Annotated in this window: 15 protein-coding genes; 12 read left to right on the forward strand and 3 right to left on the reverse strand. The window is 44.4% G+C overall.

Annotation, left to right across the window (positions count from 1 at the left end):
• Positions 1-71 precede the first annotated feature (71 nt).
• Genes IM792_RS01295 through IM792_RS01310 form a run of 4 tightly spaced genes read left to right on the forward strand, consistent with a single transcriptional unit; the run spans position 72 to position 3,592 of the window.
• A complete protein-coding gene (locus tag IM792_RS01295) occupies positions 72-605 on the forward strand; it encodes a c-type cytochrome (protein ID WP_194099871.1) in 534 nt (177 codons plus the stop codon).
• A 26-nt stretch (positions 606-631) separates the two neighbouring features.
• Entirely contained in the window at positions 632-1,885 is a 1,254-nt protein-coding gene (locus IM792_RS01300) for a nucleoside permease (RefSeq protein ID WP_194099872.1), read from the forward strand.
• Between the two features lie 52 nt (positions 1,886-1,937).
• Positions 1,938-2,810 (forward strand): sugar phosphate isomerase/epimerase, encoded by an 873-nt coding sequence (locus IM792_RS01305; RefSeq protein ID WP_194099873.1) that lies wholly within the window; start codon positions 1,938-1,940, stop codon positions 2,808-2,810.
• 14 nt (positions 2,811-2,824) lie between these two features.
• Entirely contained in the window at positions 2,825-3,592 is a 768-nt protein-coding gene (locus tag IM792_RS01310) for a DUF1080 domain-containing protein (protein WP_194099874.1), read from the forward strand.
• A 71-nt stretch (positions 3,593-3,663) separates the two neighbouring features.
• On the opposite strand, the gene IM792_RS01315 is transcribed toward IM792_RS01310, so the two are convergent.
• The 3 genes from IM792_RS01315 to IM792_RS01325 are packed head-to-tail and all read right to left on the reverse strand — an operon-like array spanning position 3,664 to position 6,211.
• Positions 3,664-4,251, reverse strand: coding sequence for an HD domain-containing protein (locus IM792_RS01315; protein ID WP_194099875.1), 588 nt, complete (start codon positions 4,249-4,251; stop codon positions 3,664-3,666).
• Between the two features lie 53 nt (positions 4,252-4,304).
• Positions 4,305-5,537, reverse strand: coding sequence for a HAMP domain-containing sensor histidine kinase (locus IM792_RS01320; RefSeq protein WP_194099876.1), 1,233 nt, complete (start codon positions 5,535-5,537; stop codon positions 4,305-4,307).
• Positions 5,534-6,211 (reverse strand): response regulator transcription factor, encoded by a 678-nt coding sequence (locus tag IM792_RS01325; protein WP_194099877.1) that lies wholly within the window; start codon positions 6,209-6,211, stop codon positions 5,534-5,536. Before IM792_RS01325 ends, IM792_RS01320 begins: the two co-directional genes overlap by 4 nt.
• Positions 6,212-6,340: 129 nt before the next feature.
• Between IM792_RS01325 and IM792_RS01330 the strand changes: the two genes are divergently transcribed.
• The 8 genes from IM792_RS01330 (at position 6,341) to IM792_RS01365 (ending at position 18,315) form a co-directional block, all read left to right on the forward strand.
• Positions 6,341-7,447, forward strand: a complete 1,107-nt coding sequence (locus tag IM792_RS01330) for a DUF4856 domain-containing protein (protein WP_194099878.1) — start codon at positions 6,341-6,343, stop codon at positions 7,445-7,447.
• A gap of 97 nt (positions 7,448-7,544) precedes the next feature.
• Positions 7,545-8,639, forward strand: coding sequence for an imelysin family protein (locus IM792_RS01335; protein ID WP_194099879.1), 1,095 nt, complete (start codon positions 7,545-7,547; stop codon positions 8,637-8,639).
• Between the two features lie 8 nt (positions 8,640-8,647).
• On the forward strand, positions 8,648-10,009 hold the full coding sequence (locus IM792_RS01340) for an HTTM domain-containing protein (protein WP_194099880.1): 1,362 nt from the start codon (positions 8,648-8,650) through the stop codon (positions 10,007-10,009).
• Complete coding sequence (locus tag IM792_RS01345; protein WP_194099881.1) at positions 9,999-12,425, forward strand: TonB-dependent receptor; 2,427 nt, start codon at positions 9,999-10,001, stop codon at positions 12,423-12,425. The genes IM792_RS01340 and IM792_RS01345 overlap by 11 nt, the downstream gene beginning before the upstream one ends.
• A gap of 124 nt (positions 12,426-12,549) precedes the next feature.
• Positions 12,550-13,323, forward strand: coding sequence for a phosphatase PAP2 family protein (locus IM792_RS01350; RefSeq protein ID WP_194099882.1), 774 nt, complete (start codon positions 12,550-12,552; stop codon positions 13,321-13,323).
• Between the two features lie 78 nt (positions 13,324-13,401).
• Entirely contained in the window at positions 13,402-14,778 is a 1,377-nt protein-coding gene (locus IM792_RS01355) for a TonB-dependent receptor (RefSeq protein ID WP_194099883.1), read from the forward strand.
• On the forward strand, positions 14,718-15,845 hold the full coding sequence (locus IM792_RS01360) for an outer membrane beta-barrel family protein (RefSeq protein WP_194099884.1): 1,128 nt from the start codon (positions 14,718-14,720) through the stop codon (positions 15,843-15,845). The genes IM792_RS01355 and IM792_RS01360 overlap by 61 nt, the downstream gene beginning before the upstream one ends.
• 103 nt (positions 15,846-15,948) lie before the next feature.
• A complete protein-coding gene (locus tag IM792_RS01365) occupies positions 15,949-18,315 on the forward strand; it encodes an alpha-L-rhamnosidase C-terminal domain-containing protein (protein WP_228084878.1) in 2,367 nt (788 codons plus the stop codon).
• Positions 18,316-18,329 lie beyond the last annotated feature (14 nt).

Consider the following 18,329-nt stretch of genomic DNA (forward strand, 5'->3'; position numbering starts at 1 on the left):
AGAAATCTATCCGCGTTCATAGCATAGCGACAGATTTCTCGCTATCGCTCGAAATGACAAATATGTAGCCTATGAAAAAGCTTTTTACAATACTTGCCTTGGGTATACTATTCGCATCATGCGGTGGCGAAAGTAGAACCAATACCGAGGATGCCGATACTACCGCTGCCGACAAAACAGAGGTAGCAGCGCCTGATTCGGTAACGGATGGCGACACCATTTCGGCAACGGAAAAACCGGCACTAACATCAGACGAAAAACCCGAACAGCCTGAAAAGGCAGAGAAACCGGAAGCTGCGGAAAAACCGGAGAAAGCCGAGAAACCTGAAAAGCCGGAAGCCTTTGCCGGTTCGGTAAAAGGCGGGGAGCTGATAAAGGGTAGTGATTGCCTGAGCTGCCACAAGGAGGATGCTAAGCTGGTTGGTCCGGCGTATGCCGATGTGGCCAAAAAATATAAACCAACCACGGCTAATATTGATATGCTTGCCGATAAGGTGATCAACGGAGGCTCGGGCAACTGGGGGCAGATACCGATGAGCCCGCACGCTAATGTGTCAAAAAATGATGCAAAAGAGATGGTAAAGTATATATTAGCGGTTAAATAATAATTAAACCAAACAAACCATAAAAAATGACCTTTACTAACCGTTTTAAATTATCAGCCATGATGTTCCTGGAGTTTTTCATCTGGGGTGGCTGGTTTGTAAACCTGGGAACTTACTTGATCAAGAACTTTAAAAGCTCCGGATCTGAAGTTGGCGCAGCATATCTCACTCAATCAATAGGGGCTATTGTTGCACCATTTATTATTGGTTTGATTGCCGACAGATTTTTCTCGGCACAAAAAATATTAGGTGTATTACATTTATTAGGCGGGTTACTTTTATGGAGAGCATCAACCTCGGAAGGTTTTACCGCATTTTATCCTAATATTTTGATTTACATGATTTTATACATGCCAACTTTGGCATTGGTAAACTCTGTTGCTTTCCGCCAAATGGATAATCCACAAAAGCAATTTCCTCCAATAAGGGTATTAGGCACTTTAGGGTGGATATTTGCCGGCTTTTTAGTTAGCTGGTTAAGCTGGGATAAGTTGGGTAGTGAATCAGCGTTGGTTAATACCTTTAAAATGTCAGGCACAGCTTCACTTATATTGGGTGTATTAAGCTTCACTTTACCAGCTACTCCGCCAGTTAAAAAAGGACAACAAGTATCAGTTGGCGACATTTTAGGCCTTGACGCTATTGGTTTATTGAAAAATAAATCTTACCTGTTTTTCTTCATAGCCTCAGTAGCAATATGTATTCCTTTGGCATTCTACTACGGCTTTGCTAATGTTTACTTACAGGATGCAGGTGTAAAAGGTAGTACCATAACCCAATCATTAGGTCAGGTTTCTGAAACTGTATTCATGCTATGTATACCTTTCTTTTTTGTACGGTTAGGTGTTAAAAAGATGCTTGCCATAGGTATGTTAGCCTGGGTAGTGCGCTACGTATTATTTGCGTATGGTAACGGCGATACTAATTACTGGATGCTTTTAGGAGGTATAGTTCTGCATGGTATCTGTTACGATTTCTTCTTCGTTACAGGCCAGATATATACCGATAACTTAGCTGGCGAGAAATTCAAAAGTTCAGCTCAGGGCTTTATTACCCTCGCTACTTATGGTGTAGGTATGCTGATCGGCTCAATTTTATCAGGAAAAGTATATGACTCAAATATAGCTGCTGATGGAGCTATCAACTGGCAATCTATATGGTTGGTACCGGCCGCAATTGCCGCTGTAGTATTGGTGTTGTTCCTTTTATTATTCAAGGACAAAAAACACGTTGAAACTCAGCCCGGTGTTAATGCCGAGGATGCCGAAATTGTATTGTAATTAAACTTAATCATTGATATTTAATCAAAGTAATAACAACAAAATATTGCACATGACAAACAGACGTACATTTTTAGGTCAGGCCGGATTGTTAGGCGCTGCCATGCTTTTAAGGCCCGATCTGTCATCGGCCAAAGGCGTAAGTAAAGTTGGCCTACAGCTTTACAGCCTGCGCGATTACCTACCGAAAGACGTTAAAGGCGTAACCGAAAAGGTTGCCAAAGCGGGTTATAAAGAGGTTGAAACTTATGGCTACTCAAAACAGAATGGTTTTTGGGGATTAGATGCCAAAGCTTACGGTCAGTTGCTGAAAGCTAACGGGTTAGTTTCGCCAAGCGGACACTTCGGTATAGAATCGTATTTCCGCGATGGTACCGATAAGGATCTGAATGAGGCTATCGAAGCCGCTAAGATCATCGGCTCAACCTACGTGATATTACCTTGGATGGGCGGCGACCTGATCGATACGGTTGATAAGTGTAAAGCCATGGCGCAAAAATTCAACGCCGCGGGTGAACTGATCAAAAAAGCCGGATTAAAATTTGGTTACCACAACCACAATTTTGAATGGAAACCGGTTGGCGATACTTCATTTTACGATGTATTATTGAAGGAAACCGATGTGAACCTGGTAACCCTTGAGCTTGACCTGTATTGGGTATATCGCTCAAACCTTGATCCGGTTAAAATGCTTACCGAAAACCCGAACAGGTTTAAACTGGTACACGTAAAGGATGCCGATAAAGCCAACAAAGAGCTTAATACCGAAGTAGGTAAAGGCCTGATAGATTATAAAGCTATTTTTGCCGCTGCTCAAAAAGCAGGCATCAAGCACTTTATTGTTGAGCAGGAAAACTTCACCAATATTGATCCTTATGTGAGCATTGGCGAAAGCATATCATACGTAAAAACACTATCTGTATAATTTATAATAACACTGTGAATAATAAAACCATATTAACATTGCTGCTGGCTTTTGGCAGCCTATCGGCCTTTGCGCAAAACGCCAAGCCCGAAGATACTGAGGTGTGGGAGCCGGTACCCAAAGTGGTAGCCCCCGGCAAAACCACAGCTGATGCACCTGCGGACGCTATTGTATTGTTTGATGGCAAAAACCTGAACGAATGGGCATCAGCAGAGGATAACAGCAAACCCGCGAAATGGGATGTTGCCGGTGGCGCCGTAACTGTTAAAAAGAGCGAAGGCGGCATTGTAACCAAACGTAAATTCACCAACTATCAACTGCATGTTGAATGGCGTGTGCCTGCCAACATTACCGGTACAGGCCAGGGCAGGGGGAACAGCGGTATTTTCCTGGCTTCGATAGGCAAAGGCGATGCCGGTTACGAGTTGCAGGTGCTGGATTCGTACAACAACAAAACGTATGTTAACGGTCAGGCCGGTAGTATATACAAGCAATTTGCACCGCTGGTTAACCCAACGCGTAAACCGGGCGAGTGGCAAACTTACGACGTAATTTGGACCGCCCCAACCTTTAACGAGGATGGCAGCGTAAAAACCAAAGCCTATGTTACCGCCATACTGAACGGTGTACTGGTACAAAACCACACCGAACTTTTAGGTCCAACACAATACATTGGCAAGCCATCATACCAAAAGCATGGTCCGGCACCAATTTACCTGCAAGCCCACGGCGACCCAAGCGAGCCGCTAAGCTTCAGGAATATTTGGGTTAGAGAACTGTAACCTCTTATCAAGTTAGATACTAAAAGGCCATGCGGATGCATGGCCTTTTTTTGTTTATCTCGAATTATATTTTAAAGATTTTTGGCAAGTTTTGCTGCATTAGCCGCCCTGCCTATTTGTAAAAAACGTTTACCGTAAGTTGTAAAATAGGGTTTGCCCCTAAGCATCTCAATATTGCCGGCTATCCATTCATCGTCAGTGTATTGCTTACCTAATATTGCAGCCCATTCCTGCCGCAATAATGTAGCGCGTAGTATGTAATCGGTACTTGCCAAATGAGCAAGATCAGCATCGCACAAAATTTTCTGTAACTGAGTATTTGGCTGTTGAGGCATTTTTGTTGCCGCTATGCAATCCAAAACATCCTGTACAAACATAGCGTCTTGCTGGTGTTGCCTTAAAAATGTTCCGGCAATGGCCAAACTGGCTTCTTCATGATCGTTATACTGAAAGCAGTAGCCCGTATCGTGCAGCCACGCGGCCACGGTAACAACGGTTTGTTCGCGGGGCGATAATTTTTCGTGGATAGCTATTTCTGATACCGTCATCACCACATCCTGGGTGTGTTGTAGATTATGGAAAAACATATTTTCAGGCAAATGCTCAGAGAGTAAATTTTTAACGTAACTTTTGGTTTGCGCTATTATGAAGGCAGTCATCAGCAACAAAGCTATCACCCAATTCTGGAGAAATTCTGAATGCTGATGTAGTGCTAATTAAGAGTAATATCAAATCGGTGCCGTCTATCGGTATAGCTATAACTAATTTGCCAGTTGTAGCGCTGGCATATCTGCTTTACTATAGCCAGACCTAAACCCACACCTTTTTTGCCTTTTTTAAATCGTACAAAAATATCCTTTTCAGAAAATGGCAGGGCAGGACCAGGGTTTTCAAAGTATAAATACCCATCAGCTAACCCGATATTTACCACACCCGGGCGATCAGAATAAACCAGCGTATTGGTAATAAGGTTGGAGATCAGTATCTCGGCCAGGTTTGGGTCAGCCTGTACGTAGGTGCTTTTAATGTTAATATCGAGGGTTAACCCATTGGCTACAAAAAGTTCGGCAAATGTTTCGAGTTGGCCGGCGAGGGTGTTTGATAACGAAAGTGATACCGGATCATCAATTTGATCGTTTGATATTTTTGTCAGAAGTAGTAACCCTTTATTGATCTTTCGTAGTCGTTCTAACGAAGTTTTAGCCTCTTTAAGCAGAATGGCAGCCTCATCCGTAAGCGCTAACTGACTGATACTTTCCAACCTTGCCCTAACGATGCTTAGTGGGGTCTGTAACTCGTGCGATACATTTTCATTGAACTCCTTTAGCTCGATATACTGCTCCCTGTTACGCTCATCAGCTTCGGCCAATACTATGTTCAGCTCCTTAAACTCATCAATGTTTGATGGTTCAAAAACAAGCTTGTTCTCGCTTTTTATAGAGTGGGAACGGATACGTGCCAGGTTTATCAAAAATGGTTGCCAAAGCTTGCGGTTACCGTAATGGTTGATCAAAGCGCCAACAAACAGCAACAAAAACAATACGGCTGCAAAAATGCCCACAATGGTTTTCAGGTATTCGCTCCAGCCAATGTAAGCGGTTAAAACCTTTACCTGGTAATATTGGCCATTGGTGAGTTTTCGCTCGGTTAGTAAATAATAATTTTCCGCTTCGTTTTGTAAAGGATCATATATCAGGGTGTCCTTAAAACTTATGGTTTCAGCGAATTTTTGCTTATCCAGCTTTTCAATTTCAACCATGGGATGCATCACGGTTTTGCCTTGCTTTAGCTCATTAAATATCAGGTCAGATGATAGGTGCAACTGCTCGCGCATCTCCTCGCCGACTTTAAATTTCAACATCCAAAACAGCAATCCGGCCGCTATAATAAGTGTGGCCAGGCTAAGCCACAGGTAACGCAAACTGGTTTTAACAAGTAGTTTCACTCGCTAAAAAATTTATATCCAAGTCCGTATACGGTAACAATATGGTCGATACCCGAGTGGCGGGCAAGTTTTTTACGGAGGTTGGTGAGGTGTACATATATGGCGTCGAAATTGTCCGACTCATCAAAATGATCTCCCCAAATATGTTCGGCAATGGATGATTTGCTCATCACCCGGTCGGCATTCAATAAAAAATAAAGTAACAGTTGATATTCCTTTTTTGTGAGTGTAACCTGCTCGCCATTAAAGCTGAGGGTTTTCATCTGTGTATCAAGCGCAAAGCCGCCAAATGTTTTTGTATGCTGATTGTTTAAGGTTTTGCGGTTGTAAACAGCATTTATGCGGGCGTTAAGTTCTTCAACGTAAAACGGCTTGGTTAGGTAATCATCCGCGCCGTGTTTAAAGCCTTCCAGTTTATCGTTTAAGGTGTTGTTGGCTGTGAGGATGATCAATCCTGTATTGTATGTCTTCTTTTTAATATGCGGTATCAAATGCAATCCCGATCCATCGGGCAATCTCAGATCCAGTACGATCAGGTCATAATCAAACGAAGTCACCTTATCAACGGCCCTGAAGTAGGTTGTTGCCGATTCGCACAAGTGCCCCTGTGTACCAAAATACTGAAGCATCTCCTGCATTAGTACCGGCTCATCTTCAACAAACAATACTTTCATATCTGGAATTAAAAAAAGTCAAATTATTTTCTCGGACTGATATTTACTTAAGAATTTCTTAAGAATGCCCCGTCATATTTGCGACAAAATAAACAATTTATTTAGACTTATTAAAAACAGTTCACGCAAATGATGAAAAATTTCCGCACCATACCGGCACTCCTGATCATGGGTTTGATCTCGGTAACATCTTGTAAAAAGGATGATGATAACAATAACAATGATAACGTTATACCTCCGTACGAAGTGCCAACTACCTATAACTTCTCAGGCGCTAATTACCTGTCATCAACGCAACGTGTTAAAATGGGTGTTGAGCTAAATAGCTACTTAGGTACCGGCAACAACGCTACAGTAACCGCGGCCAAGGCTAATGATTATTTTAACAACACCAATGCACCATTTGCAGATGCTACGCTGAATACTTCAGGAGTTACTTTAGCGCAAAAAACCGCCGACCCTACAGTATTTACTACCTATTTCACTCAACAAGCATCAAATAGTTTGCAAAACGGTGTGGCCGCTACTAACGGTACAGCCGGTTTTTACATGAGCGGCACAACCAAACGCCTGGTTGGCCCAACCGGTATGGAAGCTAACCAGGGTGTTGCCAAAGGCATGATGGGCGCGCTTTACTTTAAAGAAGCCATGACTTTGTTAACCTCAGTACCATCTGCCGATAATAATACCGTTACCAATGGCAGCACTGCAATGCAGCGTGCCTGGGATGAGGCTTTTGGTTACCTTGGCGTACCTGCCAATTACGATCCGGAAGCTACTTATCCTAATACAGATCCTAACCGTCCGTTATTATGGGGTGGGTACCTGGCCGAACGCGGTAAAACCATTGAAGCGGGTAAGGTAATATTCAACGCGTTTTTGAAAGGCCGTGCCGCTATCGGCGCTAAGGATTACACAGTAGTAAACGCGCAGATCACCATAATTCAGGAAAAATGGGAGCAATTAGTTGCCGCTGCTGCTTTGGCATACGTAACTATCCCAACTGCATCAACAAGTGTTAACGACTTAGCCGTTCAGTTCCACGCTTTATCAGAGGGTTATGGCTTCCTGTCATGCTTTAAATATCGCCCAGCAAAAAGCAAGCTATCTGCCGAAAACTATACCGCTTTGCAAACCATCATCAATACCAATTTCTACACCCTGGTAAATGAGGCTGGTTTTGCTAAACTGGTACAGGCGCAAACCATACTAAAAACAACTTATTCCTTAAACTAAAAAATAGTTGAGGGCCTAAAAAGCCCTTTATAAAAAGCTTTCCGGATGCCATATATGGCCCGGGAAGCTTTTGTATTGTTAAATCAAATTAGTTGAAATGAGAGTATTCAACCGCACAAAACAAATTATAGCCATTATACTGATCGCTGTTTCTGCTTTAGTGATAGCCTGTTCAAAAAGCTCAAACCCTGGCGGCCCTGATAATAATGCCGGTGGGTTTGATAAAACAGCCATGCTCACCAATTACGCCGATGCGCTGATCATACCTGCATACACCGGTATGCAAACCCAACTCAATACATTTGAAACCGCTGTAAATGTATTTTTAGATGTGCCAACAACCGAAAATCAGGTTGTGCTTAAAGCGGCATTTAAAAATGCTTACCTGCAATTTCAGCATATATCGGTTGATCAGTTTGGCCCGGCAGAAAGGGTGATACTGAATAGTTTTTTGAATAGCTTTCCTACGGATATCCCCGCGATAGAAGGGAACGTAACACGCGGCAGCTACGATCTTACCATGAACAGTACCACAGTGCAGCAAGGCTTCCCGGCGCTCGATCATCTTTTGTTCGCATCAGATGCGTTGAGCAAGTTAAATTCAGCAGGAAACGCCAACCGTAAAAAGTATGTTAAGGATTTGCTTACCCGGATGAAAACATTGGTTGCAGGAGTGTTAAGCAACTGGAAGGATAGCTATCGTGCTGATTTTATAGGCAATACCCGCTCTGATGCCGGTAGCCCCATCGCGTTCATGATCAACCAGTTCGCCTACGAAATGGATCAGATGAAAGGACCACGTATTGGCTGGCCTTACGGTAAACAATCAGGGGGTGTACAATATCCGCAAAATGTTGAGGGCTATAATGCCGGTATATCTATTGCACTGGCTACCGAGAACCTGACGAACCTGAAAGCCATGTACACCGGTGGTGGCAACGGCAAGGGAATGGCCGATTACCTGATCGCGCTTAAAAAAGAACAGCTGAATACTGATGTTTTGAAACAGTTTGATGCCGCCATTACAGCGCTGAAAACAATTCCTGATCCGTACAGTACCGCGCTAACCGCCAACCGAACGCAGATAGACGCGGCATATATCGAGATACAAAAGCTGCTTACGCTTATCAAAACAGATGTAGCATCGGCAACGGGTGTTCGTATCACTTATCAGGATACTGACGGCGACTAAATAAAAGCATGTTCAAGGTATTTGATCGATTACAACGTCAGGTGTCTATCGCGCCACTCGTCAGTTTCCGCATATTATTCGGCCTGATGATGCTGGCCGGTACCATAAGGTTTTGGGTAAACGGATGGATCACCTCGCAATACATAGCGCCCAAATTCTACTTTACCTACATAGGCTTTGATTGGGTAAGGCCACTGGGCGATACCGGTATGCATCTGCTATTCGGAGCCATTGCCTTAAGTTCGTTTTTTTTAGCCGTTGGTTTTTTATACCGGCTTTCGGCCTCGGTTTTTTTTATGGCCTTTACGTATGTTGAGCTGATTGATGTAACTAATTATCTCAACCATTACTACTTTATCAGTTTGGTGGCCTTTATGCTTATCTGGCTGCCCGCCGGCAGAAGCTGGTCAGTTGACACATTGATATGGCCACAACTTAAACGCGATAGCGTACCGTTATGGACCATCGGCATCATCAGGCTGCAAATGGGTATAGTGTATTTTTTTGCAGGTATTGCCAAACTCAATGCCGATTGGATGTTGCAGGCTATGCCTATGAAGATATGGCTACCCGCCAAAAGTCATTTGCCCATTGTAGGGGAGCTGATGTATAAGGAATGGATAGCCTATCTGTTTAGCTGGTTTGGGGCTGTGTATGATCTGAGTATCGCATTCCTGCTGATCAACCGGCGTACAAGGCGGCTCGCGTACCTGTTCGTGCTGATCTTCCATACGGCAACGGCTATATTTTTTCCGGGTATCGGTATGTTCCCTTATGTAATGATGGTTGGGAGCACTATATTCTTTAGTGCCGATGAGCATCGGTACATCCTGTTAAAAATTAAAAGGCTGTTTGGGTTTCACGATGATAAAAGGAACAGGAACACAACATACCGGTTTAACAACGCGGTAATTCCCTGGATGTCCGCAGGGCTGTTGCTTTATTTTTTTCTTCAGATAGTTGTACCGCTGCGATATCTGCTATATCCCGGCAGATTGTTTTGGTACGAGGAAGGTTACCGTTTCTCTTGGCGTGTAATGCTTATGGAAAAATCGGGCAATACCTTTTTTCGGGTGGTTGAACCGGGTACAGGCAAAACCTATGAAGTTAACAACAACGCATGGTTAACACCCTTGCAGGATAAGATGATGAGCACCCAGCCCGATATGATGTTGCGATACGCTCATTATCTGGCAAAAGTATATACGGCCAGGGGTATAAAGAATCCCGAAGTATATGCCGAGGCTTACGTAACGCTAAACGGTGAGCGTTCAAAGCCATACATTAATACCACCGTAAACCTGGCTGTGCAGCCCTTGAGCTGGCAGCATTATACATGGGTATTGCCCTACACTAAACATGAAAAATAAGTATACCTCATTTATATTGATGCTGTGCCTGTTGCTTTGCTGCGGCCGGGCATCGGCACAACAATTAAGGCTTAATGGTAGCATCAAAAACAATAGCTTACCGGTTAACGGGGCTACTGTTACGCTTTCTCCGGGCAAATTGAAAACCGTTTCGGATGCCGACGGGAATTTTAACCTCACTGTTATTGCCGGTAAGTATGAACTGACGGTTACCTATATTGGTATGAAACCGTATCATCAAAAGGTAACTATTGCCGATAAAGATCTAAACTTAAATATATTTCTTGATGATACCGGAAATCAGGAACTTGACGAGGTGAGCATCAGAGATAGCGCGGGCAAAATGGCTTCGGGCAATTTGAAGCAGGTAGAGGGTACCGCTATATATGCCGGTAAAAAAACGGAGGTAATTAACGTTGGTAGCCTCAATATTAACCAGGCTACAAACAATGCCCGCCAGATATATAGCAGGGCGGCAGGCATCAACATTATAGAATATGATGGGGGAGGTCTTCAATTAGGTATAGGCGGGCGCGGGCTTAATCCAAGCCGTGTATCAAACTTTAATACCCGCCAAAATGGTTATGATATTAGTGCCGATGCGCTGGGCTATCCCGAAAGTTATTATGCGCCGTCTACCGAGGCTGTTGATCGTATCGAGATCATTCGCGGGGCGGCCAGTTTACAGTACGGCACACAGTTTGGCGGCATGGTAAACTTCGTAATGAAAAAAGGCCCCGAAAATAAAACGTTTGAGATAACCAGCAGACAAACGGCAGGCTCTTTCGGTTTCTTTAATACCTTTAATAGCGTTGGCGGTACCAGTAAAAACAAAAAGCTTAACTACTACGCCTTTTATCAATATAAGCGAGGAGATGGCTGGCGTCCTAACAGCGAATTCGATCAGCATGGCGCTTACCTGCATCTTGATTATGTGCTTACCCCCAAGCTAAAAGTAACCGGCGAGTATACTTACATGTACTACTTAGCCCACTTACCGGGCGGACTTACCGATGCTGATTTTGCCGCCGATCCGGGGCAATCTGTAAGGGAGCGTAATTGGTTCAGGGTAAACTGGAACCTTGCCAGTATTACATTTGATTATCAGCTAAACCCAAGTACCAAGCTTAACTGGCGTAGCTATACATTACATGCCGGCCGTAAAGCGTTGGGTATACTGAGTTATATTGATCGCCCTGACCCGGGTGGTGCGCGTGATTTGCTGGCAGATAAGTACCAAAATTATGGGTCAGAATTACGGATGCTACATCAGTATAAATTAAGTGAGAGCCAAACCAGTACGTTGCTTACCGGCGTAAGGGTATACAAAGGACTCACGCTACGCAGTCAGGGTAATGCTGATGATGGCAGCGGACCAACTTTTAAGTATACCGGAGATTTTCCGAGCAGCTCCGACTATCGTTTTCCGGGTACTAATGTGGCTTTGTTTACCGAAAATATTTTCCAGATAACAGATAAATGGAGCGTTACACCCGGAGCCAGGTTTGAGTATATATCAACCAATGCCAACGGTTATTACACAACACGGTCAAGCCCTTATCCTGATTTTGAGTACATCCAGAATTATGAACGTAAGTCGAACGATCGCAAGTTTATATTCTTCGGTATAGGTACATCATACAAACCGGTTAACGGAATGGAGCTATATGCGAACATCTCTCAAAACTACCGCTCGGTAAATTTTAACGACATACGTGTACTTAACCCTAACGCGCGTGTTGATCCTAACCTTGCCGACGAAAAAGGCTATACCGCCGATGGTGGTGTGCGTGGCGGACTAAATGCCTGGTTGCGTTATGATCTGAGTGTTTTTTACCTGCGCTATAATGATCGCATCGGCTCGGTAAATGTAAAAAGTGCCGACGGGCTGGATACATACCGCCTGCGTCTGAACATTGGTGATAGCCGAAACATAGGTTTTGAAAGCCTTATAGAAGCTGATCTGCTTAAGGCCATCAGTCAGGGTGCAAGCCGTTATAAATTATCTGTTTACACTAATTTTGCCGCTATTGATGCCAAATACATCAGCAGTAAAGATGCCTCCGTTGCTAAAGGTAATTTAGTGGAGTTTGTGCCACCTATATTATTCAGGTCGGGCATATCATTCGGTAACCGTAAGTTTGATATTTCATACCAGTTTTCGCACGTGGGCAAACAATATTCGGATGCTACCAATGCCGAATTCTCTCCACGGGCGGTTGATGGCGCGGTACCTGCCTACCAGGTTATGGACCTGAATGCCAGCTATAACTGGAAATGGTTTACCCTGTACGGCACCATTAATAACCTGGCTAATAAAAAGTACTTCACGCGGAGGGCTGACGGTTACCCTGGCCCGGGTATTTTACCGTCTGATCCGAGGGCGTATTATTTAACCCTGCAATTTAAATGGTGATATAGAAAACTACAGAATTTCTACAGTTTGATTAGGTAAGATAGTGGTTTTAATACCGCGTATGAGAATCGCTATTTTATTGGGATCACTGCTGATCTCTGTTAATTTATCAGCCCAAACCGTTATGCGGGATACGGGAAAGGCAGATTATATCGATACCCTGAAAAAGGATCTATTAACAGCACCTGATACGGTGCAACACTTGCATAGTAAGCTGGGCGCGCTGATTCCGCCGGCTGCTATGGTGACTTATGGTTTGGCATCATTTTATGCCAAACCGCTGCGTCGATTTGATCAATACATCTACCGCGAAGCGGATGAGCACAATTTTTCGACGCGTGCTACTATTGAAGATTATTTTCAGGTTGCGCCCGTAGTAATGGTTTACGGCCTCAACCTGGCGGGTGTGCACGGTAAAAATACTTTTATTGATCGTACAATGATTCTGCTGCTATCAGAAGGAATGATGAACCTGACGGTTATGGGTTTAAAACACTCCACGCATCGCCTTCGGCCTAACGGGGCTGATCGTTATTCTTTTCCGTCGGGCCATACGGCTAATGCTTTCCTGACGGCGGAGTTTATGGCGCAGGAGTTTGGTGACCGATCGCCTTATTACACTGTAGTGGGGTATGCCTTTGCCACAACCACGGGAGCATTTCGCATCTATCATCGCGATCATTGGTTTAGTGATGTTATTGCCGGTGCCGGGTTCGGTATATTGGCTACTAAAGGCGCATACCTGCTGTACCCGCATATCCGCAAGTTGTTTGTAAAGCCTGAACGAACCATCAACACAGACGTGCCCATTGAACGCGAGGAGAAAACCTCATCATCGCTTGTAATGCCCTCCTTTAGTAACGGCACTTTTGGATTGACCTATGTGGCCAGCTTTTAAATACATGAGTTGTAACAACGGTGTTGCAAATAGTACTCTCCAGATTTAATCCAAAATCGGCAGGGAGTTTTGTTGCAAATGAAATGGATAACAATGGTGCTGATGATACTATCAGCAAGCCTCGCGATGGCGCAAAATAAAGGGAGAATTACAGGCAAGGTAGTAGATGCCGCTAATAAGACAGCGGTTGACTATGCTACGGTAAGTGTGTTTGCGAAGGGAAACCCCAAGCCAACTGGTGGTGCGGTAACAGATGGCAGCCGTATTTTTAATATCGACCAATTGCAGGACGGCCAATATTATATCGTTGTCAACTTTATGGGTTACCAAACCTATACCTCTGCTGATGTAACTATTACACAAAACAAAGTAGATTTAGGCATCATCAACCTTACTGCCGCAAATAAGCAGCTAACCGAAGTAACGGTTACCGCCAAGCCGCCTATGGTTGAAAACAAGATAGATAAGATGGTATACAATGCCGCTAACGATCTGACCTCGCAGGGCGGAGTGGCTATTGATATTTTGAAGAAAGTGCCGCAGGTAAGTGTTGATATTGATGGTAACGTAGAGTTACAGGGAAATTCAAGCGTACGCTTCCTGATCAATGGCAAACCCTCAACCGTTTTTGGCAGCAGCCTGCCCGATGTGCTGGCATCGTTACCGGCAAGCCAGATTAAAAGTATAGAGGTGATCACCAGTCCCGGCGCTAAGTACGATGCGGAAGGACTTGGAGGTATTATCAATATTATACTAAAGGATAATAAGATACTTGGCATTAATGGTAACGTGAATTTATCTGCCGGTACAAGGAGAGAGAATGGTTCGGCTAACTTGAATATCCGTAATGGTAATTTCGGTGTATCCGCCTTTTTTAGCGGAAACGCGCAGATCAATACACGTACTCTGAATCTGAATGATCGTACCTCGACGGATGCATCCGGCAATACCACCCGTTTGATACAGGATGGTTCGAGTAATTTTAGGCGGGCGGGTTATGAATCGGGTATTAATCTGGATTGGTCGCCTACCAGGAACGATAATTTTACAGGCTCGTTCGGTATTGATCATTTTAGTAACAGAAACGAGGGTATCACCATGCAGCAGCAACTAACAACAGGCATGGCAGATGTGCTGAGTAACCGTACATCACTCAGTAAGTTCAGCGCCAATAGTTACGATTGGAGCATGGCCTACAAACATAAGTTTAAACGGGATGGCCAGGAGCTGGATGTACTTTATACCGCGAGTGCGGGTCGTAATAATTCGGCGTATGATCAGCAGCAGGTTTATAATGGCCAGACTGATCCGTTTGCCGCGTCATCAAGCAATAACCCGGGCCGGGATAGGGAAACTAATATTTCGATAGACTACACGCATCCGCTTTCAAAACTGTGTTGCTGGAAACAGGGGCTAAAACCATATTACAGGATATTAACAGCACGGCCAACGTGATCACCTATAACCCCGGCACCGGTAATTACGCTTACGATCCAAATCAATCGTACATCATGGCCTATAACCGAAAAGTTTATGCAGGGTATCTGTCGTTGGGTTTCTCGGCATTCAATTTCTTTGATATTAAAGCCGGAGGCAGGTTTGAGCATACCAATACCGGGATAGATTTTCCGGGTACGGCCATTCCATCATACAATACCTGGGTGCCTACGGCAGTAATATCGCATAAACTAAATGATGCATCATCAATAAAACTAAGTTACACCAAGAGAATAGAACGGGCGGATTATCGTGAGATCAACCCTTTCCTTAATCTGAGCGATCCCTACAATATTACTACCGGTAACCCCTTGCTAAAGCCCGAGATAGGGAATGTTTTTGAGTTGGGCTATAACCGGTCGTTCAACAATGGCGGCAACCTGTATGTGGCGTTGTTTTCAAGGCATAACAGCGACGATGTGAAATCGTATACCAATTTTTACAGTGAATATCAGGTAGGCGATACGGTGTACCATAACGTGGCGGTAAATAGTCCGCAAAACATCGGGTCAGAGCAAAATACCGGGATAACCCTTTCGGGTTCGCTACCAATTGGCGATAAGTTTAATTTGCGCACCAATACTTCGCTCATTAATAAATACATTGTTAATTCGGTATACGGAGGCCCCACGGTGAGCGCCATGTCATTACGCACCAATCTTAATTTAACCTATGATATATCGGGCACTTTGGTTGCCGAAGTGTTTGGTAACTACAATTCGTCCATGCGTAATATTCAGGGGCGTACGCCTAAATTCATCTCGTACAACTTCGCGTTGCGCAAACAGTTTATGAATAAAAAGGCCAGCATTGGCTTTACTACAACCAATCCGTTCGCTAAATATGTAGATCAGGTAACCACCATTACCCAGGCAGCTACAGGTAACGGCCTGCCTTATACCAGCTATAATTTACGCCGGATACCATACCAATCATTCGGTATAGTGATGACTTGGCGCTTTAGCAAGTTGGATGTTAAAAAAGGAAAAGAGCAGGATAACTCAGTAAGCCCTATTGAAAATTAAGCGGCTAATGGTTGACAAGACAGTGGGGGACGCTTCGCGGAAATAATAAGTTATTTTAGGGCGACCAATGTATACCATTTGTTAATCAACCTTTTCCATGAAAATGATCAATCATCTATCCAGGCTGCTTTTATTAATATCTGCTTTATTTTGTTCAGTTGCGTATGCTCAATCCCCGTCTGATCAGGCACATAAATGGTCGGCCAACTGGATAGCTAAGAAAGGCAGTCCGGGTACGGAATATGGTATTTACTACTTCCGCAAAAACATTTCGCTGGCATCAAGACCGGCTACCTTCAAAGTAAATGTATCTGCCGATAACCGGTACAAGCTGTACGTAAATGAAAAGTTGGTTTCGATAGGGCCGGCTCGGGGCGATATGTATTCGTGGAATTATGAAACCGTCGATCTGGCTCCTTACCTTAAACCGGGCAAAAATATTATCGCGGCACTGGTTTTTAATGAGGCGGAGTTTCGTCCAGTGGCTCAGATCAGTTTTCGTACGGCCTTTATGTTGCAGGGCGAGGGGAAGGATGAGGATGTTATCAACACCAATAAAAGCTGGAAAGTTATACAGGAGCAAGCCTATCAACCACACCCGGGTTGGTTCCCTATTGCTGCAAGCAAAGGCGAGATAGTGGATATGAACAAACTGATCACCGGTTGGCAGTCGGTTGACTTTGATGATAGCCAATGGGGTACTCCGGATGAACTGTTTGAAGCGAAACCAAAAGGACAGGGTGATGGCTTTGGCTGGATGCTTACGCAATCGCCCATAGCGCAAATGGAGCTGACCGATCAGCGCATATCAACCCTGCGGAAAGCTATCGGCATCAAAGTGCCCGCCGGTTTCCCGAAAGCTAAGGTGCCGCTGGTTATCCCGGCTAATACTGTTGTAAAATTACTGTTGGATCAGGATACATTGACCAACGCCTACACCAACCTCGAGTTTAGCGGCGGTAAAGGCGCGGGTATCGCCATCCGCTACGCGGAAACGTTGTATGAAAAACAAACAGAAGGCAGAAGAAAGAAAGGTAACAGGAATGAGGTGGAGGGCAAAGAGTTTATTGGGCGTAGCGATAGCCTGATATCCAACGGCAATGCAGGGCAAAAATATACCACGCTATATTGGCGTACCTATCGTTATATACAATTAACCATCAGAACGGGCGATGCGCCGCTTACCATTAATGATTTTTACGGCACATTTACAGGTTATCCGTTCAGGCTAAAGGCTAAACTGAATACCGCCGATACAGAATTAAAAAAGATAATGGACATAGGCTGGCGCACGGCAAGGCTCTGCGCTATTGAAACTTATTTTGATTGCCCTTATTATGAACAGCTGCAATACATTGGTGATACCCGCATACAAGCCCTGGTATCGTACTACAACGCGGGTAATGATAGCCTGGCGCGCAATTCCATTAACCAGATAGACGGCTCTCGTTTGCCCGAGGGCGTAACGCAAAGCCGCTGGCCAAGTAATTGTAACCAGGTAATACCCGGGTTTTCGCTATGGTACATTGGCATGCTGCACGATTACTGGATGTATCGTAATGATGAAGCATTTGTTAAAGGCAAACTCCCCGGCGAACGCGCCATATTAGGATTTTTTGAGCAATATCAGCAAGCGGATGGTTCGCTGAAGGATGTACCTTTTTGGACGTTTGCAGATTGGGTTGAAGGCCACAGCTGGGATTGGGGCAATGCACCAAAAGGGGCTGACGGTAGTTCGGCAGTGATGGATATGCAATTACTGTACGCCTACCAATGGGCGGCGGCTATGGAAGAAAAACTTGGGATGGCCGGCTTTGCTGATCATTACCACAAAAAAGCGGAGCAGCTTTTACAAACCATCCGTAAAAAATATTGGGACGATAATAAACAGCTTTTCGCGGAAACTGCGGAGAAGAACAGCTACTCGCAACATGCTAATAGTTTGGCTATACTTACAGGCGCTGCACCTAAAGAAAATTGGCAGGGGATAGGCCAGCGGATATTATCAGACAGTACGCTGGCGCAATGCTCTATCTACTTTAAATACTATATGCACCTGGCGCTTACCAAGGCAGGTATGGGTAATGATTACCTGTCATGGCTGGGTGTTTGGAAGGATGATATGAAACTGGGCTTAACCACCTGGGCGGAAGAACCCGATGCGCAGGTTAGCCGATCTGACTGCCATGCCTGGGGAGCAAGCCCCAATATTGAGATTTATCGTACCATATTGGGTATAGATAGTGAAACACCGGGTTTTCAAAATATCATCATAACACCAAATTTGGGTCAGATAACCAATATCAGCGGTTCAATGCCGCATCCGAACGGAATGATCGATGTGGCATACGTACTAAAAAAAGGGAAATGGAATATCAATATCAATCTTCCCGGTAAAACTGCCGGTAAGCTTATTTGGAAAGGTAAGGAGCATACACTCAAAGCAGGGAAGAACGTACTAACTATTTGAAATTAGCCTGGATT

Origin of the sequence: Mucilaginibacter sp. JRF, assembly GCF_015223065.1 — a bacterium.
Classification (GTDB): domain Bacteria; phylum Bacteroidota; class Bacteroidia; order Sphingobacteriales; family Sphingobacteriaceae; genus Mucilaginibacter.